Here is a 20,353-nt window from a genome sequence, read left to right on the forward strand (position 1 = left end):
TAGCAATTGTAATGTTGGCTGCAATTTTTTGGGGGCATGTCAAAGTAAGAATGAAGAAACGACTCAAGCAACTAGCTATAGTATTGTATCAAGTACTGCAAGTGAGTCTGCAAGTAGTTCAAGTGAGCTACAGGAAAGTTACGTAAGTAGTTCTTCCACAGAAGCGGTCGAAAACACATATTGGAATGGGGAAAAGGATCAAAAGCTGAGTGAGTTTATGAGTTCTTGGGGACAAAGAATGAATCAGACGTATAAGCAGTATAGTCCAGGGCATAATGTGGACTTATATGGCTTGCAGCTTCCGGATGAAGTACTGACGCAGACAAAGTTTCAAGTGGCGATAGGTCAGACACCAATCGTTTTAAATTGGTCTGGGGATGGGGTTGTGGATTCAGGCTATGCGTTAGTTGCGGTCTATTCGGATGCGGATACGCAGCCGTATCTGGCAAAGCACGTCTACTTTTTCACGATTAACTCGGGGATACCTAAAGTATTAGTAACTACTTAAAATCAAGGGAATGGGGACAACTATCTATATTTTTCTGAGACTGAAAACGTCGAGCTGAAAGAAGGCTTCAAGTCAATCGTTGATAGTCAGGTGGCATATGACAATGTGAAAGCCAATTTTACTAGAGATGAGCAGCTAAGCTATTTCGTTAATGATTATGGTCAATTGCCTTATGCAGGCTCTCTTCGTGTCGATAATACCGGCACTGGGTTACGAGTTATTTATACGATTAATGAAGGAATCATAAATGAGAAACCATCAATCGTGGCAGCTATCGATAATGTAAGGGCAATTAGTATAGCTGTGCAGCAAAATGTAGGAGCGGGGATACCAGTGAGCTTGCAAGAACCACAAGAATCAGGCTATACGCTTACGATGACGGACGGGCAAACGACACAAGCCAACCATCTTTTTGGGCGAATTATTCAAGGAATTGAATAGAGAGGATGAAGAAAGTGATAGAAGATAAAATTTGGGTGATCAGTTTGTTTATTTCTGCTTTGATTTTATTGTTCGTTACAGTCCTATTTAATGACGTCGCTGTTGGTCTTGTCTTAGCGATTGTCAGTCTGCCAGTGAGTAGCTATTTTTCTAAGAAAGTATGTAAAAAATAATGATCGATTTTCTTTTTGAATCATTTACTTATGGTAAAGAAATGAGACGGAATGATCCACAACAAAGAGACCATAAAAACCAAAAGTTTGAGCAGCAACTTCTGGTTTTTATGGTCTTCTTTTTATTGGTATGCTTCGACTGCTAAGATGGCCTCTTTAAACATTTCGCGGGTAATTTCGTATGGTACGTGGACGATGTCGTTGGTTGTCATCGCTTTATCCAAAATCGCATCCACATCGGTTGTAGTATTTAAGTTCATTTCGGCTAGTGATACGGGTAGTTTGTTTTCTTGCATGAAGCGATAGATGCGTTCAAACAAGGCGTCTTGTTGATCGAGTTTTAGCAAAGCTAATACGCCATAGCTGACAGAAGCTCCGTGAAGGTAGTCCTCCATTTTTTCTAAAACGGTCGTACCGTAATAAAATGAGTGTGCCAAGGCTGAGTTGTAATCATTAATGACTAGGACTGATACGAGTCCAGTAGTTACTATGATATCTGAGACTACTTGTTCGATGGCATAGGAAGGAAGATTATTCGCACTATCTTTCAATGCCTGCGTCCCATAAGTGAGTAAGCGTTCGGTACACATTTTACCAATCTGAATGCCTAAGCCATCGGTATAGTTTAATTGATCGCCGCGCGCGGAGAAGCTAGATTCGATTTCTTTGGATAAAGCATCGCCTATGCCGGCCCATAAATATTTGTCGGGGGCTTGGGCAATGATAGCAGTATCGATAAAGGAATGTGTCGGCGGCTTGGTCGGGAAAAATAATCCTTGCATCTCGCCACTTTCTTTATAAATCACGCAGACCGCAGTCACAGGTGAACAGTTAGACCCGATTGTCGGGAAGGTAAAGACTGGTTTGCCTATTTTTTCTGCGACAACTTTGACAGTATCGCAAACTCGTCCGCCACCCACTGCAAAGAGCACATCTGCTTCTTGGACACTGGGGGTTTGGAGTAGTTGGTCGACATTCTCATATGTAGAGTTCCCGCCATACCAAAGCGTGTCAATGACAGTGACTTCATTCGTCAAGCTGGCTTTGATTTTTGATCCAGCTTTTTGAAGGGCTGTTTTTCCGCCAATTATGACGGCTTTTGTGCCGTATGCTTTGACGATTTCATTGATGGCATCGTACGCATCTGTGCCGATAGTGTAGTTTGGTAAAAAAGTTGTTTGCCTCATATTAGTTTCCTTCTTTCTTTGATACGAGATTGGCTAAGATTGGACCAGTGATTTGATGAATGACCATACCGACTGCGGCAGGGGTCACAGCTGCTGCAATCGTCGCAAAGTGAGCATTGGCTAATGAAATCGCCAGGCCAGTATTCTTCATACCTAATTGAAACATGATGGACTTGGCTTGTTTGCCACTCACGCCGAGCATCCTACTAAGGCCATAGCCGATTAGGTTGTGAAGCAATACAAGTAAGATCACAATCAAGCCAGATTGAACGATTACGGCACCATTTTTGGCGACTGTTCCTGCGACAATCAAGCGAATACTGACCGAGGAGATTAAGACAAAAGTTTGAAGCCAGCGATCGATGTAGTGACGCATCAAGCGATGGACAATTACACCTAAAATAATTGGTAGTAAGACCATTTGCAAGACGGACAGTAGCATCTGAATAAATGAGATGTCGGTATATTTTCCTGCTAGCAAGTAGGTCAAAAAGGGTGTGACGAGCGTTGCTAGTAGAGTTGAGACAGTCGTCATTGATACGGTCAGTGCAACATCGCCTTTTCCAATGAAGGTCATGACATCGCTAGCGGTGCCACCCGATACTGAGCCAAGTAGGACAAAGCCGATGACTAAGCCAGATGACAGACCGAATAACTGAGCCAGACCGTATGCGACAAGTGGACTAATCGTAAATTGAAATAAAAGACCAATGATAAAGGCTTTAGGCTGTATGACTACCATCTTAAGAGCATTATAAGATCATGCCCATACAAAACATAATAATACTTAGTAAATTGGTGATCCGTGGTAGTATCCATAAGAATTGTTGCGGCATGAAGTAGGCGAGAATCATTAAAACGATCATGAGATAGATTAGATATTTATTTACAAAGGCAGCAATTATATTAACGGTGTTCATCGCAGGTTTCTTCCTTCCAGATTCTGAGTTAGGATTTAGTAAAATTGGGTATAAAAAACATTCCCTCGAAGAAGACGCCTTCTGAGCGATGTCATGTAATCAGTGCTTGAGAAAAAAATTATTAGTTTGCTACTATTAATTGCTTAGCTATTTCGTTTGTCATGGCATCCATTCTTTTTTTGTCAGAAAATTCATATTATTTATTTAATTTCAGTCTACGAAAGTAATTAACAGAAGTCAATGACATTTCAGTTGTCTTTTTAAACAGTATCCATTCACTTCAGTCTGGTGATAAGAGGATGCAAGTAGATAGTGAAGACTGATGTAAAGCGCTTTAAAATGGAAAAAGGTCTCCTGGTGCAAAGTTTTCTTTACGAGGATGAGCGCGTGATAGTCATTTTTACTGTTTCGTGTTGTTGGTGTTCCACCTTTTTTGAAATATTCTGACTAAAAAAACAATTGGGTATAGAGGATACGTATCACGGAAGAAATTGTATTTGTGATAGATAAATCTTATAATGTCTGAAATTGAATAGTTACGCGAGGAAGAGAAGAGTATAAGGCACTGTTTTTTTAGAGAGCTTGGTTAGCTGAAAACAAGTAAAGCAGCGACTTAGAAAATGGTCTCGGAGCGTTTGTTTGCGAATGGTTAGCGAGCAACAGATCTGCCTGTTACAGCAGTAGAATTCATTGCATGGATTTGACCGAGTAATCAAACGAAGGTGGTACCGCGATATGTCGCCCTTCCAGAATTTTCTGGAGGGCTTTTTTTTCGCAACAAGGAGGCAGAAATGAATCGAACTAAACAGTATATGTCAAAATTTAATAAAAACGCTGCTCCTTTTACCGCAGCTGACTATGAGCGGGTAAAGCTAGGTATTACAGATTATTTAGCTACTAACTTTTTAGCGAAAGATGAACAGGAAATGACGCAGCTCATCCAAGCATTGGGATACGGTGAGGGGGATTCGCTAATTATTGGTAGAGAGGCGACGGCGAGTGCGAGCTTTGCGGCCTTGTATAATGGGCTGCAGACGCATTTATTAGATATGGATGATGTCCATAGCGAGGTGCGTGGCCATCCGAGTGCGGTGATCTTATCTGCTTTATTTGCCCTTACTGAGCCGACGACATCGGGGTGTTTATTTCTAGAGAGTTATATCTATGGGATTGAGCTGATGGCGCAGCTTGGTAAATTGGTGAATCCGACGCACTATGAGCAAGGATGGCATAATACGAGCACGCTTGGTGGTATGGCTGCTGCTGGGGCATTATCGAAGCTTTTGCAGCTCTCACTTGATGAGCAGTGCCAAGCGATGAGCATCGCAGCGACGCAAGCAGCTGGGTTACGGATGTCATTTGGTACGCCAATTAAGCCGATGCATGCTGGCTTCGCTGCGCGCAATGCGGTCGACAGTATACTATTGGTCAAGGCTGGCTTTCCTGCTCAGACGGACTTTCTCTTTCACCCACAAGGCTTCTTAGCAACGCTGGCACCAAATGTAGCGCCTGTGAGTGACAGAGAAGAACCACAGACTTGGGCAATAAGTGAGCCGGGTCTTTGGATGAAGCGATACCCATTTTGTTCAGCTGCAATGGGCATTGCTGATGCCGCTGAGCAGTTGTATAAAGAGCTACAGGATCAAAAGGTGAAAGACGTGGCATTAATCTTTGATCACGGTCGCGATGCAGCCTTGATTCATCGCCGACCAGAGACCGTTGAGCAAGGGCGGTTTAGTGGCGAGTATGTCGCATGGCTTGGCTTGATGGGTCGTTCGTATGAGGCTGAGGCATTTTCGAAAAAGTCATTAACACCAGATGTGAAGCAAGGCTTGTCCTGCGTGACACGCCGCTACCGTAAAATAGCGACTGGTCAAGGAACAGAACTTAGCGTGACGTTAGAAAATGGTCGAGTACTGACAGCCTGCGTCACGCATCCGAAAGGTTCACCTCAAAATCCTTTGACGAAAGAAGAAGTATTAGCAAAATTAGCAAAAAGCAATCCAACGATAAATACCGAAGATTACCAAAAAATTATGAAACGATTCACGGAAACATCCATGACTGAGTTACTGGCATGGATTCATAAAGGAGTGTAAACAATGGGATCACACGTAATTGATTTAGTTATGTTACAAAACAATTTTAGTACTGCTGAGATGCGCGCTGTTTGGAATGATGAAGCACGAATTACCAAGCAACTAGCCGTGGAAGCAGCCTTGGCTCAAGCTGAGGGTGAGTTAGGCTTAATTCCCCAAGATGCAGCGAAAAAAATTGCCAAAGTAGCAAAAGAGACAACCTTTGATATTGCAGCAATCGCTGAACAAGTAGCAGTCTTGAAACATTCATTGATGCCGACCATTAATGCCTTGCAAGCGGCAGCCGGAGAAGAAGGGGAATTTGTCCATTATGGTGCGACAACGCAAGATATCGTTGACACAGGGACGGTCTTACAGTTAAAGGATGCCTACAACATTGTTCTGCGTGATACACAAGTCGTATTTGAAAAATTGGCAAAACTAGCAAAGCACTATCAAAACGTCCCCATGGTTGGACGGACCCATGGTATGCAAGCTTTACCGATTACGTTTGGCTACAAACTAGCGATTTGGGTGGATGAATTTGGTCGTCATCTTGAACGCCTGCACGAAATAAAAGAGCGTGTCTTTACTGGTAATATCAACGGTGCGGTGGGGTCATACGCAAGCTTTGGACCAAAAGGAAGCGAAGTGGAACGCCAAACACTGGCAATTCTAGACTTGAATGCTCCAACAATTGGCTGGCAATCTAGTCGTGACCGCTTTTCTGAGTATGCTTCAGTCATTGGTTTGATTAGTGCTACCTTAGGAAAAATTGGCAACGAATTTTACAACTTGATGCGCACGGAGATCAATGAAATTGAAGAACCTTTTTCAAAAGGCAAGATTGGTTCATCAACCATGCCTCACAAGCGCAATCCAGCAGCTTTTGAAGGATTGGCTAGTCTAACACCACCAGTCCTAAAGAGTGTGGCTTTAATCCATGAATCCATGCACGTTGAACATGAGCGTGATGCGATGTCTTGGCGACAAGAATGGGTCGCATTGCCTGAGATGAATGCGTATGTATCTGCGCAATTAGCGATTTTAGAGAATGTCTTGGATGGACTACAAGTCAAAGAAGTAGTCATGGCTCGGAATCTAGAAAAGCAACATGGTCTATTACTATCTGAAAAAGTCATGTTTGAAGTCGGTCAAAAACTAGGCAAACAAACGGCGCATCACTTAGTCTATGAATGCGCGATGACGTCATTTGAAGAAGAGCGACCATTTATTGATACGTTATTCGAACAAGCAGCCATCGCTGACGCATACACTCGAGCGGAAGTTGAACAATGGCTAGATCCGACACAATACACGGGCTTATGTGCAGACAAAGTGGATGAAGTCTTGGCTGTATGGCAAACAAAAGGCTTTTTGAAGGAAGGTTAAGGGATGACAGAATTTCGATTGATTCCGCCCAGTGAGTACCGTCAGTACTATGAGGTGCTTCATGAAGGCTATCAAAGCGTGAAGCAGTATCCGATTAGTTTTGATGCTGCGGACACAGATGAAGCTGAGGCGAAAGAGTGGCTAAGCAACCATCCTACTTATGGACTATATGAAGAGACTGTCTTGGTCAGTGCGGTATCGTTACGAATGCCGTGGGGGAACTTGCCAGGGCCGAGCGGTGTGCCACATATCGGCCGCTTTGTCACTCATCCTAACTATAAAGGGCGGGGCTATGCAAAGGAGCTGTTCCATCAGTTGGAGCAAGAAGTATTAATCCAGCAATTGCGCACGCCTAAAGTTACATTAGGGACGGCGAGTACCCATCCTTGGTTGAAAAAAATGTACGAGCAATTAGGTTTTGAAGCGTTTGATCGGGTACAATTACCGAACAAACAGCATGTGACGATCTATTTTGAAAAAAATTATAAAGGGGAATAGAAATATGAAAAAACGTTTTGGTTATATAATCAGTTTGGCAGCAGCATTGGTGGTCTTCTCAGCTTGTTCTTCAAGTAACAATTCTAGTGAATCAACAAGTAGCACGACCAGCGAGGAGAAAGTCTTAAAAGTCGGTAGCACGGGTCAAAGTTATCCGAACGGGTACAAAGAAAACGATAAACTAGTCGGCTTTGATGTGGAAGTCTTAGAAACCATTGCCAAAGATTTAGGCTACAAGGTAGAGTGGACAACGACCGACTTTAGTGGACTCATGGCGCAACTTGAATCAGGAAAATTAGACACGGTAGCCAATGCCGTAGCGATGACGGATGAACGAAAAGAAACCTACAACTTCGCTGATCCATATAGTTACTATGGTGCCCAAATCGTAACAAGCACCAAAAATACTGATATTAACTCATTAGACGACTTAAAAGGAAAAACGGTCGCTGGGGTCTTAGGATCAAACAACTTAAAAAACTTGCAAGCCTATGATAAAAATGGCGATATTACGATCCGTACGTACGAAACACGTGATGGTGCATTGCAAGATGCAGTGAATAATCGTGTCGATGGCTATATCAACTCTCGTCCAATCTTAGCGGCTGAAATCAAAAAGAGCAATCTGGCTCTAAAATATGTAGGTGACCCAATTGCCTATGAATCAGTAAGCTTCCCATTTGCAAAAACGGAAGCAGGTAGCAAGTTAGCGAAAGAATTTTCAACAGAAATCAAAAAATTACGTGAATCTGGCAAATTAAAAGAACTATCAGAAAAATACTTTGGTGAAGATATTACAGAAGAAACCAAGTAACGGAGGTTACTATGAAATTTGATGTGAACTATATGTTGGAAGTCTTTCCTTCCATCGTCTCTTATGTACCGACAACCTTAATGCTTTCGATTATTTCGATGTTTTTTGCGGTGATTATCGGGTTAGTCATTGCGCTGTTAAAGCGCAGTGAAATCCCCGGACTTACGCAATTTGCAACGCTGTACATTTCATTGTTTAGGGGCATGCCAACTTTGGTTCAATTATTTATTATTTACTATGGCTTGCCGCAGATTTTCCCAGAAATGTCTAATCTACAAGCTAGCCAAGCTGCGATTATCGGCTTTAGCTTGAAGGAGTCTTCCTATCTGGCTGAAATTTTCCGGGCGGCACTTGGATCGGTCGATAAAGGGCAGATGGAAGCAGGATTAGCTGTAGGGATGAAGAAAGTCAAAATCTATACGCGTATCATTTTACCGCAGGCAGCTGTGAATGCCTTACCCGCGACAGGAAATACCTTTATTTCTTTGATCAAAGAAAGTTCATTGGCGTTTACTCTAGGAATTACCGAGCTATTTGCAGAGGGGAAAATGTTAGCCGCAGCTTCGTTACGATTTTTTGAAACGTATTTAGTCGTGGGGTTAGTCTATTGGGGCTTAATTATTATTTACTCTTTCTTCCAACGACTAGTAGAGAAAGCCTTGAGTAAACCATACGTACGATAGGAGTATACATATGATAGAAATCAACCAACTAGAAAAATATTTTGGCGACAAACATGTCTTAAAAAATATTAATTTGTCGATAGAGACAGGTGAAGTGGTCGCAATCATTGGTCCTTCTGGTTCAGGAAAGTCAACGTTGTTACGATGCTTGAACCTACTAGAAAGCCCCAATAGTGGCCATATCACCGTCAACGATCGACAAGTAGATACAAGCAAAATCAGTCGCAAAGAAGCGTATAGCTTGCGGCAAGAGACAGCGATGGTCTTCCAACACTATAATCTATTTCGTAACAAAACAGCACTCCAAAATGTTACGGAGTCACTCATCGCCAATAAAAAAATGAAAAAAAGCGAAGCCAATGCACGGGGCTTAGAGTTGTTGCAACGAGTCGGCTTAGCTGATCAAGCACAGCAATACCCGATTACACTATCAGGTGGTCAACAGCAACGGGTCAGCATTGCCCGAGCCTTAGCGGTGCATCCATACGCTTTGTTGTTTGATGAACCGACCTCAGCGTTGGATCCGGAATTGGTGAATGAAGTATTGCAAGTTATTCGCGAATTGGCAACACAAAGCATGACGATGGTGATTGTCACACACGAAATGCAATTTGCACGTGAAGTGGCCGATCGCATTATTTTTATGGAAGATGGCGAGTTGATTGTTGAAGGAACACCTGATGAAGTGTTTGCTGATTCAAGCAATCCTCGCTTGCGCCAGTTTTTAAGTCAAGTCCATACTACACCTCAAGTCTAAAAAGGAGCGAATGAAATGAGTCAATTAACGAATTTAGAAGAATTTTTAATTAATTATCGCCGTGAATTGCACCGTCATCCTGAACTATCCAACCAAGAATTCAAGACGACGGAAAAAATCCGACACGTCCTAGAAGAGCATGATGTCGAAGTGTTACCAGTTGATTTGCCGACCGGTGTCTTTGCACGGATTGAAGGTGGCAAGCCTGGGCCGACAGTTGCGTTACGCTCAGATATTGATGCTTTACCAATTATAGAAAAATCAGGTGTCGAATATGTCTCAGAGAACCCTGGCGTGATGCATGCATGTGGTCACGATTTTCATATTTCCGTCATTCTTGGCGCCACTCTTAAATTAAATGAAAAAAAAGCTGACTTAGCCGGTACGTTAATCGTTCTTTTCCAACCAGCAGAAGAGACGGGTGTCGGAGCACGCTCGGTCATTGAAGCGGGTGTCTTGAGCGATGTTTCCGCCATCTTTGGCTTCCATAATGATCCATCTTTACCAGTCGGAGCATTAGGTACGAAAAGCGGTGCGCTCACTGCGGCAGTCGATCGCTTTGTTATTACTGTTAAAGGAGCCGGCGCACATGGGGCGAAGCCGAATGAAGGAAAAGATCCGATTATTGTGGTCTCTCAAATCGTTCAAGCGTTCCAAACAATTATTAGTCGGAATTTGACGCCAGACTCACATGCGGTAGTCAGCATCACTCAAATTCATAGCGGGAATACGTGGAACGTGATTCCAGAAGAAGCGATGTTAGAAGGAACTGTGCGGACATTTAGCCGAGAAAATCGTGCATTAGCCGAAAAACGTATTCGGACGATTTTAGAAGGAATCGCGGTAACAAATGAAGTCGATATCGAGTTGGAATGGTTTGGCAATTGTCCATCAGTGATGAATGACAAAGAGTGGACGGACTTAGCTTTAGACGTCTCTAAATCAGTCGGCTATGATACGCGAGTGATTCCTGAGATGGCTATTGGGGAAGACTTTGCGTATTATCAAGAAGAAATTCCGGGCTGTTTTGTAATGATTGGGTCAGGTGGACCGTACGAACTCCACGACCCACGCTTTAGAGTCGATGACAAAGCACTCTATCCAGCAGTCGAATACTTCGTCGCACTGCTTTCCTCAGTGCTAAACGAAGGATGAGTCAAAGGCGATTAGCTCTGAGCAATATGTTCGGAAATGCCAAAAATTGAATGACCAATTTTTGAGAATTTCAGACATATTGATGAAAGAGGTGCCTTTGACCACCGTTAATTCATAGTTAAAAGAGTGTGACAGATGTTTGTCACACTCTCTTTGTTTGTAGAGGTTTACAGGCTTAACAGATTACGCTATGATATACGCGGCAATGGAAAGTTTTTTTAGAAAAGAAGGTAGTTGGAGGATGAGAATGAAAGAAAAAGTGTCACAGTATTTTGAGTTACAATCGTTACACACGACGGTACGAACGGAAGTCTTAGCAGGGTTTACGACGTTTATTTCAATGGCGTATATTTTGTTTGTAAATCCTAGCGTGCTAGGAGCTTCAGGAATGGATCAAGGCGCTGTATTTACGGCGACCGCCTTGGCCAGTGCCTTAGGAAGTATTTTAATGGGTGTCTATGCCAAATACCCGATTGCAACGGCTCCGGCATTAGGAATCAACGCCTTTTTCGCTTATTCAGTATGTGTAGGGATGGACGTGCCATGGGAGACCGCTCTAGCTGGTGTTTTTATTGCTTCGGTATTGTTTATTTTTATCACCATTTTTAAGTTACGAGAATTAATTATTCAAGCGATTCCGACTGATTTAAAATTTGCTATCTCTGGGGGGATTGGACTATTTATTGCTTTTCTAGGATTGAATGAAGGGGGAATTATTGTTGCCAATGATTCGACATTAGTTGGACTAGGATCGTTGAGTGTGGGGACGACGTGGTTGACCATTTTTGGTTTGACGGTGACAGCCATTTTGATGATTCGCAAAGTTCCCGGTGGTGTCTTTATTGGGATGGTCGCAACGACTGTACTCGGATTATTGACCGGCTTGATTCAAGCTCCGACACAAATCGTGTCGGCTGCACCAAGTTTAAAGCCTACCTTTTTCGTCGCACTAAAGCATGTTGGAGATATTAACAGTGTACAGCTATGGGTTGTCGTGCTGACTTTTTTACTTGTGACCTTTTTTGATACGGCAGGTACCCTTGTTGGTCTGGCTAATCAAGCTGGTTTTATAAAAGATAATCAAATGCCTCGGGTAGGTAAAGCTCTAGCAGCTGACTCTACTGCGATGTTAGCAGGATCGTTATTTGGTACTTCGCCAGTCGGGGCCTATGTCGAATCTTCTTCTGGTATAGCTGTCGGCGGACGATCAGGTCTGACGGCTGTAACGACAGGCATTCTGTTTCTTTTGAGTTTGTTCTTTTCTCCGCTATTATCCGTCGTGACGTCACAAGTCACTGCACCGGCCTTGATAGTCGTGGGTGTCTTAATGGCGCAGTCATTGAAAAACATTCATTGGGAATCAATGGAGATTGCGATTCCCGCCTTTTTAATTCTCTTGGGTATGCCGTTAACATATAGTATTTCTGATGGTATCGCCTTAGGATTTATCTTTTATCCAATCACGATGATCGCTGCAAAACGTGGCAAAGAAGTTTCACCAGTCATGTATGCTTTGTTCTTCGTCTTTGTAGGATTCATGTGGATTTTAAATGTTGCATAAGTAACTGAGCGAGAGCTCAGTTACTTTTTTTTGCAAAAAAGTAGGTTTTATTATTTGGCAATCAACTTTAACTATTACCCAACAGAAAAAGTGAATGCTACAATCGGTAGCAACAATTGATAGCTGCAATCAGAAAAGAGGGGAACGCAATGGCAAAAAAAGAAGATGATTTTCAGGAATATGGGATAAATACGCGAGCAGTCCATACAGGGAATGGCTACGATCAAGAGACGGGTGCTGTCCGCCGACCATTGCATATGGCGAATAGTTTTAAATTGCCGGATGACTTATCGCAAGTAAATTATTCCTCAACGGATCTACTAATGTATTCTCGTAATGGCAATCCCAATCAGCAATGGCTCGAGCAAAAAGTGGCGTCATTGCACGGAGCAGATGATGCCATTGTCCTGGGAAGTGGTGTTGGGGCATTGCATACTTTATTTTGGACACTATTAAAGACGGGTGACCATGTCGTCTATCCTAAGGTGAGTTATATGGCTGTGTATCGTTTGTTTCATGAGTTATTTCGAGAAAAATTTGGTGTGCAGACAGAGATGGTTGATATGACTGACCTAGCTGCTGTAGAAAAAGTAGTCAAAGACGGGACTCGTTTGATCCATATTGAAACGCCTGATAATCCAGTGAATGGTGTGACGGATATTGCCGCAATCGCTGAAATTGCCCATACGCATGGGGCCTTATTATCGGTGGATAATACCTTCGCATCACCATACAATCAACATCCATTGGCACTGGGAGCAGATTTTGTCGTGGAGTCGCTGACCAAATTCATTAATGGTCATGGCGATGCACAAGGAGGAGCTATCTTTTCAAATAACTTAGCTGAGATGGATAGAATACGCTATGAGGCACAGGTCAATGTTGGAGCAATCATCAGTCCATTTAATGCGTGGCAAATTTTTAGAGGAGCGTCGACTTTTCCGATGAGGATGGAGCGAATCAATACGACAACATTGCAGCTTGCTCAGTGGTTGGAACAAAGACAAGGTGTGACCTTTGTCTCATATCCGGGATTAAAGAACAATCCAGGTTATGAGACTGCCAAAAAGCAAATGCAGAATGGCTTTGGTGGTGTCATCTCATTTGGTATTGATGCCGATGATAAAACGGTCGAGCGCTTTTGCGCCGCTTTAAAGATTATTACCTTCGCGGTGTCATTAGGACATGATGAAAGCCTAATTTTTCCGCAGCCATCTTATGATGAACGCATTAGACTTTACCCACCGCAATTTCAAAACGGGTTTATTCGTTTTAGTGTTGGTTTAGAAGATGTCGCCGACTTGATTGCTGATTTAGATCAGGCGTTGAAAGTGATTGGGCTCTAAAAGAGGTTGAGACAGAATGATTTAGCTACATACAAAAAGCCAGAACATCCGGAAGTTGTGTCGCAAACTTTTTGGGTGTTCTGGATTTTTACATTTAGCAACTCACTATACAATAAGTCAAAAATCCTCAAAAATTTGAGGGGCAATTTTCGGACTTTTCAAGCTTATCGCTCGGAGCAAAACGTAATTGTCATAACCTTAAAATGCAAAGGTTTCGACTGTGGTGGCGATTTTTTCTTGGATACTGGTCAGCAAGATATTTTCTGATTGCACCAATGAAATATAAAAACGTGGTTGAACAGAATCCGAAAGAGGGATGGCGACAAGGTCATCGGTTTGATCTAAGGCAATTTCAGTCAAAAAGCCGATGCCGATTTGTTCTTTCAGCATGCCTTTTAAAATATTGAGGTCATCGGTTTTATATAAAATTTTTGGCTGAAACGAGACTTGGTCGGACAGTTGCTCAAAAGCCACCGCATGGACATAGTGTTCATTGAAAAGCACGAAATTTTCTTCTGTCAATTCAGCAAATGAGACCGATTGCTTCTGTGCGAGTGGATGACGAGGACTAACGACAATCATGAAAGGCTTACTGGTCAAGACTTTAGCGACTAAGTGTGCATGGACAATTTTGTTTAAAGAGCCAATAAGAGCCATATCGACGCGGCCATCTTTTAGTAGTTGTAGCATGTCTTGTGAGCCACCACTGACAATCGTCACTTGATCCATGACTTTTTTTTGCAAAAGATCAACTGAAATTTTAGGGAAATAGTGATTGCCAATAATTGGCGGCAAGCCAAGCACAATTTTTTGATTTTGAAGGCGATGAATTTTGACGCGAGCAGTCTTTAGTTCATTCAAGACAACAGCAATGTGTGCATCCAAAAGCTTGCCTGATTCAGTAATCTGGATGGCGTGATGTGTTTGATCGCGAATGATCAATTGTGTCTGTAGTTCTTCTTCAAGTCGCTTCACGGCATAGGTGATGGTCGGCTGGCTGACGTGTAACAATTGCGCGACTTTGGTAAAGCTTGTCAATTTAACTAAATGATGAAAGTATTCCAAATCTTTTAGGTTCATGATGCTAGCACCTTCTCTTACATATAAATAAAATTTATTATAACTCGTTGTTTTGACTATATCAAATCGCAGGTACTATACTGCATATGTCAAAAACAATTTAGGAGGAATTTCACATGTTAACAGGATTAAATCGCTTAAACAATCCATTCTTAAATAAAGGCACAGCTTTTACAGCCGAAGAAAGAAAGGCATACAAATTGACTGGTATGTTACCTTCTACAGTGCAAACACTAGCAGAACAAACGACACAAGCTTATAATCAATTTTTAAGTAAACCATCAAATTTAGAAAAACGTATCTTCTTGATGAATTTGTTTAATACAAATCGTACATTATTCTTCAAATTAATGGACGAACATTTGGTAGAATTTATGCCTATCGTGTATGATCCAGTTGTTGCAGATTCAATCGAACAATACAATGAACTATTTTTAAAACCACAAGATGCAGCGTTCTTATCAATTGATCGTCCTGAAGATATTAAAGAAAGTTTACTTAACGCTGCAGATGGCCGTGATATTCGTCTGATCGTTGCGACAGATGCTGAAGGAATCTTAGGTATGGGTGACTGGGGTGTCAATGGTGTTGATATCGCGATTGGTAAATTAATGGTGTACACAGCCGCTGCAGGAATTAATCCAGCACAAGTATTGCCAGTTTCAATCGATGCCGGAACAAATAATAAAGAATTATTAGCGAACCCACTTTATTTAGGTAACCGTCATGAACGTGTCGAAGGAGACCGTTACTATGATTTTATTGATCAATTTGTAGAAGCAAGCACAACATTATTCCCTGAATTATTGCTTCACTGGGAAGACTTCGGTCGTGGCAATGCAGCTAACATTCTTTCAAACTACGAAGACAAAATTACTACATTCAATGATGACATTCAAGGAACTGGGATTGTTGTATTAGCTGGTGTGTTAGGTGGTTTAAATATTTCTAATGAAGAATTAAAAGATCAAACTATCTTAACTTATGGTGCCGGTACTGCAGGTGTAGGGATTGCTAATATTTTGCTTGATGAAATGATTCGTCAAGGTGTACCAGCTGAAGAAGCAAGAAAACATTTCTACCAAGTCGACAAACAAGGTCTTTTATTTGAAGATACAGAAGGATTGACTCCTGGCCAAATTCCATTTGCTAGAAAACGTGCAGAATTTGAAGCAAGCGAAGAATTAACAAGCTTAGAAGCAGTTGTTCGTGCAATCCACCCAACAATCATGATTGGTACATCTACTCAACCAGGTACATTTACGGAAGCTATCGTTAAAGAAATGGCTAGCCACACACCTCGTCCAATTATTATGCCATTATCGAACCCAACAAAATTAGCTGAAGCAAAAGCAGCTGATTTAATTGCTTGGACCGATGGGAAAGCATTAGTTGGTACAGGTATTCCAGCCAGCGACGTTGAGTACAATGGCGTGACTTACCAAATTGGCCAAGCAAACAACGCGTTGATGTATCCAGGACTTGGCTTAGGCTTGATTGCATCGACTGCAACTCGTGTCAATGCAGAAATCATCTCTAAAGCGAGCCGCGCTCTTGGTGGTATTGTTGATGTAACAAAACCAGGCGCAGCTATCTTGCCTCCAATCAGCAAAATCACAAAATTCTCTGAAACAATCGCAGAAGTTGTTGCACAATCTGTCGTTGATCAAAAATTAAATCGTGAAGAAATCAAAGATGTTCACGAAGCAGTTCAAGCAGCAAAATGGACACCAACTTACGAAGAACAAAACCAATAAGAAAGAATTTGAGGAGCCAAAAGCAGGCAACTGTTTTTGGCCGCCCCTCATTGAAAGGGATGGAAACAAGTGTCACACGAAAAAGAGGGAACTGCGGAAACAACGCAAAAAAACAGTTTTTGGTCAACGAAGATCACCGGTATCTCCTTGCCATTGTATTTGCTGATCGTGCTTATTTTAATTGTTACCATGGCTTTAGGAAAATTACCTAAAGGCATTTTGGGACCATTGGCTGTCTTGGTGATTTTTGGGAATTTGTTCCATTTCTTAGGAAATAAAATTCCAATCATCAAAAGCTACCTAGGTGGTGGTTCTGTCTTTGCAATTTTTGCTTCTGCGGCGTTGGCAACATTTAACATTTTGCCGCATGCGGTGTTACAAGATACATCTAATTTTATTAACAACATGGGCTTTTTAGATTTTTATATTGCCGCATTGATTACTGGTAGTATTTTAGGAATGGATCGGGACACACTTATTACAGCATCTGTTCGCTTTATTCCAGTGGCGTTAATTGCGATGGTTAGCTCATTCTTTGCAGTTGGTTTTGTGGGGATGTTAATTGGTAATGGCTTTGGTAATTCGGTCCTATATATTTCACTCCCAGCGATGGCTGGTGGAGTTGGTGCGGGTGCGGTGCCATTGTCTTCTATCTATGCGCATGTCTTAGGAACTGATGCATCACAAGTGATTTCACGTTTAATTCCAGCGACAGCTATGACCAATGTATTAGCTATTATTGGAGCAGCCTTGCTTGCTCGAGCAGGTGAATCAAAACCTGGTTTCTCTGGTCAAGGTAAATTAGTCAAAACGGGTAGCCTGGGCGATGCCTCTACTCGTGAATTGAAATTGAATATCCCACAATTTGGTGTGGGCTTAATGGTTGCTATGTCCTTTTTCATGCTAGGCCAGATCGCTAATTACTTTGCACCCAAAGTTCATGCTTATGCCTTCATGATTATTATCGTAGTATTGTGTAAAGTCTTTAACATCTTACCAAAATACTACGAAGATGCTGCAGTGATGTTCAACCAATTAGTAGTCAAAAACTTAACTGCTGCTGTATTAGCCGGTATAGGGATGGCTTTATTAAACTTAAATGTCTTAGTTGCTTCATTGACTTGGCAGTTTGTGGTGCTATGTCTAGTGAGCGTTATCAGTATTTCTGTTGTAGCAGGCTTTGTCGGTCGTCTTTTTGGCCTTTATCCAGTCGAAGCTTCTATCACGGCAGGTTTTTGTAACAACTCAATGGGCGGTACCGGAAATGTCGCTGTCCTATCTGCCTCAAAACGGATGGAACTCATTGCATTCGCGCAAATGGGAAATCGTCTAGGCGGTGCGATTGTCTTAATCATATCCGGATTTATCATGCAACTCTTCTCTTAAAAGGATGAAACAAAAGCGGTTAGCTCCGAGCAATACGTTCAGAAATTGCAAAAATTGATTTATAAATTTTTGAGGATTTATGACGTAATGCCGAGAGAGCTGCTTATGCTTCACTGATTAAAAGGATGAAACAAAAGCGGTTAGCTCCGAGCAATACGTTCAGAAATTGCAAAAATTGATTTATAAATTTTTGAGGATTTATGACGTAATGCCGAGAGAGCTGCTTATGCTTCACTGATTAAAAAGGATGAAACAAAAGCGGTTAGCTCCGAGCAATACGTTCAGAAATTGCAAAAATTGATTTATAAATTTTTGAGGATTTATGACGTAATGCCGAGAGAGCTGCTTTTGCTTCACTGATTAAAAAGGATGAAACAAAAGGGCTAACGAAAAAGACGGAAAATCCGAAAGTTTGAGTGATAACTTCTGGATTTTCCGTCTTTTTTAGAGCAAAACTATTCTGTCTCAGCTTTTTTACTCTTTCACACGATGGGTCATAGAGAAATCTGTCTCTATGTAGCCTATTTTTTTTATAAAGATGATACGCAGTTTGGTTATGGGCAAAGACGTGTAACCCAATACCGGTGATTCCTTGTGTCGCTGCCCATTGATCAACAGCTTTGAGAGCTTGCTTCCCGTATTCTTGTCCACGCTTCGTTGCAGTAATTTCAAAGTCATAGATAAAAGCTTGGGTATCCTTAACAAAAAGCCAGGTACTACCGATTGTTTGGCCTTCATCAAGTTGTAATGAAAACAAAAAGTGATTAGGTGTTGCCAAGCCGGCTGGCAATAATTCCGCAAAGCTCGCGGTGGATAAAGAAAGTGCTTCTTCTTGTGTCCATGTTTTGGCTTGTACTTTGTCCTCAGCGTAGGCAACGATCGCTTGACTGAGATAATGATCATAAATTTCTTGGGTCATGGGAATTAGGTTGATGAGTGCTCCTTTTTTAAGCGTATTCTAATTAGCAGTATAGCAAATTTTTCGTTGATAGCTATTTTTTTTGTTGCTATCGATTCAGTGCAAGCTATGGTAGACTAACTGTATCAAAGTAAAAAAAGGAGCAAAGGATGCGCAAAGTTGTATTTTACGGGGCTATGAGTATCGATGGGTATTTAGCAGATGAACAGGATAGTTTGCAGTGGTTATTTGACACCAATCTTGCAGGAGTCTCGACGTATGAGGCGTTCATCGAGCAAGTCGATACGGTTGTCATGGGTAAGACAACGTATGATGAAGTAAAAAAAATGCTCGGTGAAGAACCACTCTATCCCGGCAAGCAAAAGATTATCTTCACGCATCAAATGAAAGGTTCATTTCCAGAAGGCCGCTATGTAGATGGTGATGTGCGTACAATTATCAAAGACTTAAAGGTAGCAACTGGTAAATGGATCTGGATTGTCGGTGGTGGTGGATTAGTGACGTCATTAATGGCATCAGAGTTAATTGATGATTATTGGATTCAGCTTGCACCTGTCTTTTTAGGAGCGGGCAAGCGCTTGTTTCCAGAAGGGGATTATGAGCAACGGGTGAAGTTTGTCGAAGCAACACAGATGGGTGAAATGGTCGAGCTGCATTATCAAAAGAAACAGATGACCAAGAAAAAATAAAAAAAAAGGAGGATGTCTATGAAGCAAGTGTGTTGGGTTAGGTCTTCAGATGGCTGTCATCAATTAAAAATGAATCATTGGCTACCAGAGCAAGCACCGAAAGCCACCGTCCAACTCGTACATGGGATGGTCGAGCACATTGATCGCTACGAGGACTTTGCGAAGTACTTGATGTCAGCTGGTTATGCGGTCATCGGTCATGATCATTTGGGACATGGAGACTCTGTCCAAGATGAGGCGGAGTACGGCTATTTTGCAGATCGAGAGGGACACCGGTTTTTGATTGACGATGTTCAGCGCGTCAATGAACAAGTCCGTGCCAAGTATCCGAAGCTACCGCATGTTCTTTTGGGACATAGTATGGGCTCACTTGTCGTACGGGATTACTTAATTAAGTATCCGAATGAGACCTTCGTTGGGTGCATCATGATGGGGACGACCTATGAACCATTACTTAAAATGACCGCAGCACTCTTGGCGAGTCAGACCTTTATCCGCCTGCGTGGACCAAAATATCGCTCCGCCATCTTAGACAATTTGGCTTTTAATGGCTTTAATCGTCATTTTCGACCGGCGCGTACAACTAAGGATTGGCTATCAAGGGATGAAAGGCAAGTTGATGCCTACTTACAAGATCCGAAAAATCAATTTACGTTCACCGTAAAAGCCTATCAAGATCTTTTTTATTTAACCAAGGAAGCCAGCTCACCCAAAAAACTCAAGCAAATCAATCCGCAGCTTCCGTTTTTGTTTATTTCAGGTGAGGAGGATCCGGTGGGGCATTACGGAAAGAGTGTCCATGCGTGTGCCAAGCAAATCGCAAAAAATGGCAATCCAGTCACTTTGCGAATGATACATCAAGCCCGTCATGAAATTTTGAACGAGCAAAATGCCTCGTTTGTTTACCGTGAAATCAAGGAATGGATTAACTTCCAGTGTTTAGCGGCCAATCAAAATTAGCAAAAATAAAAAAAAACACTTGTCAATAATGAGAAGTATCTGTACACTA

At 42.0% G+C, this 20,353-nt stretch carries 21 protein-coding genes and 1 other annotated feature; of the genes, 16 read left to right on the top strand and 5 right to left on the bottom strand.

Annotation, left to right across the window (positions count from 1 at the left end; all coding sequences use genetic code 11):
* Positions 1 to 28 precede the first annotated feature (28 nt).
* From NE257_RS09015 to NE257_RS09025, 3 genes are all read left to right on the top strand, one after another.
* Positions 29 to 508, top strand: coding sequence for a DUF4767 domain-containing protein (locus tag NE257_RS09015; protein ID WP_251886255.1), 480 nt, complete (start codon positions 29 to 31; stop codon positions 506 to 508).
* A gap of 105 nt (positions 509 to 613) precedes the next feature.
* On the top strand, positions 614 to 949 hold the full coding sequence (locus tag NE257_RS09020) for a hypothetical protein (RefSeq protein ID WP_251886256.1): 336 nt from the start codon (positions 614 to 616) through the stop codon (positions 947 to 949).
* A 14-nt stretch (positions 950 to 963) separates the two neighbouring features.
* The gene (locus NE257_RS09025; protein WP_251886257.1) at positions 964 to 1,122 is read left to right on the top strand and encodes a hypothetical protein; all 159 of its coding nucleotides are present in this window, start codon (positions 964 to 966) and stop codon (positions 1,120 to 1,122) included.
* A gap of 122 nt (positions 1,123 to 1,244) precedes the next feature.
* Here the strand turns inward: NE257_RS09025 and NE257_RS09030 are convergent, their stop codons facing one another.
* The 3 genes from NE257_RS09030 to NE257_RS09040 are packed head-to-tail and all read right to left on the bottom strand — an operon-like array spanning position 1,245 to position 3,229.
* Positions 1,245 to 2,309, bottom strand: a complete 1,065-nt coding sequence (locus NE257_RS09030) for an iron-containing alcohol dehydrogenase family protein (RefSeq protein ID WP_251886258.1) — start codon at positions 2,307 to 2,309, stop codon at positions 1,245 to 1,247.
* 1 nt (position 2,310) lies between these two features.
* On the bottom strand, positions 2,311 to 3,051 hold the full coding sequence (locus NE257_RS09035) for a bile acid:sodium symporter family protein (protein WP_251886259.1): 741 nt from the start codon (positions 3,049 to 3,051) through the stop codon (positions 2,311 to 2,313).
* Between the two features lie 10 nt (positions 3,052 to 3,061).
* Positions 3,062 to 3,229, bottom strand: coding sequence for a hypothetical protein (locus tag NE257_RS09040; RefSeq protein ID WP_251886260.1), 168 nt, complete (start codon positions 3,227 to 3,229; stop codon positions 3,062 to 3,064).
* Between the two features lie 534 nt (positions 3,230 to 3,763).
* Positions 3,764 to 3,978: a binding site (T-box leader), on the top strand.
* 42 nt (positions 3,979 to 4,020) lie between these two features.
* Between NE257_RS09040 and NE257_RS09045 the strand changes: the two genes are divergently transcribed.
* The 9 genes from NE257_RS09045 (at position 4,021) to NE257_RS09085 (ending at position 13,513) form a co-directional block, all read left to right on the top strand.
* Positions 4,021 to 5,328 carry an MmgE/PrpD family protein gene (locus NE257_RS09045; RefSeq protein ID WP_251886261.1) on the top strand — a complete coding sequence of 436 codons (1,308 nt, stop codon included), beginning with the start codon at positions 4,021 to 4,023 and terminating at the stop codon, positions 5,326 to 5,328.
* A 3-nt stretch (positions 5,329 to 5,331) separates the two neighbouring features.
* Positions 5,332 to 6,699 carry an adenylosuccinate lyase gene (purB, locus tag NE257_RS09050; protein ID WP_251886262.1) on the top strand — a complete coding sequence of 456 codons (1,368 nt, stop codon included), beginning with the start codon at positions 5,332 to 5,334 and terminating at the stop codon, positions 6,697 to 6,699.
* Between the two features lie 3 nt (positions 6,700 to 6,702).
* Positions 6,703 to 7,197: a GNAT family N-acetyltransferase gene (locus tag NE257_RS09055; RefSeq protein ID WP_251869322.1), complete on the top strand. Its 495-nt coding sequence runs from the start codon at positions 6,703 to 6,705 to the stop codon at positions 7,195 to 7,197.
* A 4-nt stretch (positions 7,198 to 7,201) separates the two neighbouring features.
* Positions 7,202 to 8,011 carry an amino acid ABC transporter substrate-binding protein gene (locus tag NE257_RS09060; protein ID WP_251869323.1) on the top strand — a complete coding sequence of 270 codons (810 nt, stop codon included), beginning with the start codon at positions 7,202 to 7,204 and terminating at the stop codon, positions 8,009 to 8,011.
* Positions 8,012 to 8,022: 11 nt separating this feature from the next.
* The gene (locus NE257_RS09065; RefSeq protein WP_007207433.1) at positions 8,023 to 8,694 is read left to right on the top strand and encodes an amino acid ABC transporter permease; all 672 of its coding nucleotides are present in this window, start codon (positions 8,023 to 8,025) and stop codon (positions 8,692 to 8,694) included.
* 10 nt (positions 8,695 to 8,704) lie between these two features.
* Positions 8,705 to 9,451 carry an amino acid ABC transporter ATP-binding protein gene (locus NE257_RS09070; protein WP_251886263.1) on the top strand — a complete coding sequence of 249 codons (747 nt, stop codon included), beginning with the start codon at positions 8,705 to 8,707 and terminating at the stop codon, positions 9,449 to 9,451.
* 15 nt (positions 9,452 to 9,466) lie between these two features.
* Positions 9,467 to 10,606, top strand: a complete 1,140-nt coding sequence (locus tag NE257_RS09075) for an amidohydrolase (RefSeq protein WP_251852160.1) — start codon at positions 9,467 to 9,469, stop codon at positions 10,604 to 10,606.
* 247 nt (positions 10,607 to 10,853) lie between these two features.
* Entirely contained in the window at positions 10,854 to 12,167 is a 1,314-nt protein-coding gene (locus tag NE257_RS09080; RefSeq protein WP_251886264.1) for an NCS2 family permease, read from the top strand.
* Between the two features lie 149 nt (positions 12,168 to 12,316).
* Positions 12,317 to 13,513: a trans-sulfuration enzyme family protein gene (locus NE257_RS09085; protein ID WP_251886265.1), complete on the top strand. Its 1,197-nt coding sequence runs from the start codon at positions 12,317 to 12,319 to the stop codon at positions 13,511 to 13,513.
* Positions 13,514 to 13,711: 198 nt separating this feature from the next.
* Here NE257_RS09085 and NE257_RS09090 read toward each other — a convergent pair whose 3' ends face one another.
* The gene (locus NE257_RS09090; RefSeq protein WP_007207428.1) at positions 13,712 to 14,593 is read right to left on the bottom strand and encodes a LysR family transcriptional regulator; all 882 of its coding nucleotides are present in this window, start codon (positions 14,591 to 14,593) and stop codon (positions 13,712 to 13,714) included.
* Between the two features lie 116 nt (positions 14,594 to 14,709).
* On the opposite strand from NE257_RS09090, the gene NE257_RS09095 reads away from it, so the two are divergent.
* Together NE257_RS09095 and NE257_RS09100 are read left to right on the top strand one after the other, a co-directional pair.
* Positions 14,710 to 16,350, top strand: a complete 1,641-nt coding sequence (locus NE257_RS09095) for a malolactic enzyme (RefSeq protein ID WP_007207427.1) — start codon at positions 14,710 to 14,712, stop codon at positions 16,348 to 16,350.
* Between the two features lie 69 nt (positions 16,351 to 16,419).
* On the top strand, positions 16,420 to 17,736 hold the full coding sequence (locus NE257_RS09100) for a 2-hydroxycarboxylate transporter family protein (RefSeq protein WP_251886266.1): 1,317 nt from the start codon (positions 16,420 to 16,422) through the stop codon (positions 17,734 to 17,736).
* Between the two features lie 262 nt (positions 17,737 to 17,998).
* Here NE257_RS09100 and NE257_RS09105 read toward each other — a convergent pair whose 3' ends face one another.
* The gene (locus tag NE257_RS09105) at positions 17,999 to 18,655 is read right to left on the bottom strand and encodes a GNAT family N-acetyltransferase (RefSeq protein WP_251886267.1); all 657 of its coding nucleotides are present in this window, start codon (positions 18,653 to 18,655) and stop codon (positions 17,999 to 18,001) included.
* A gap of 149 nt (positions 18,656 to 18,804) precedes the next feature.
* Between NE257_RS09105 and NE257_RS09110 the strand changes: the two genes are divergently transcribed.
* Positions 18,805 to 19,344, top strand: coding sequence for a dihydrofolate reductase family protein (locus tag NE257_RS09110; protein WP_251886268.1), 540 nt, complete (start codon positions 18,805 to 18,807; stop codon positions 19,342 to 19,344).
* An 18-nt stretch (positions 19,345 to 19,362) separates the two neighbouring features.
* The gene (locus NE257_RS09115; RefSeq protein ID WP_007207422.1) at positions 19,363 to 20,304 is read left to right on the top strand and encodes an alpha/beta fold hydrolase; all 942 of its coding nucleotides are present in this window, start codon (positions 19,363 to 19,365) and stop codon (positions 20,302 to 20,304) included.
* Positions 20,305 to 20,353: the final 49 nt, after the last annotated feature.

The organism is Enterococcus italicus (genome assembly GCF_023743875.1).
Lineage (GTDB): Bacteria > Bacillota > Bacilli > Lactobacillales > Enterococcaceae > Enterococcus_G > Enterococcus_G italicus.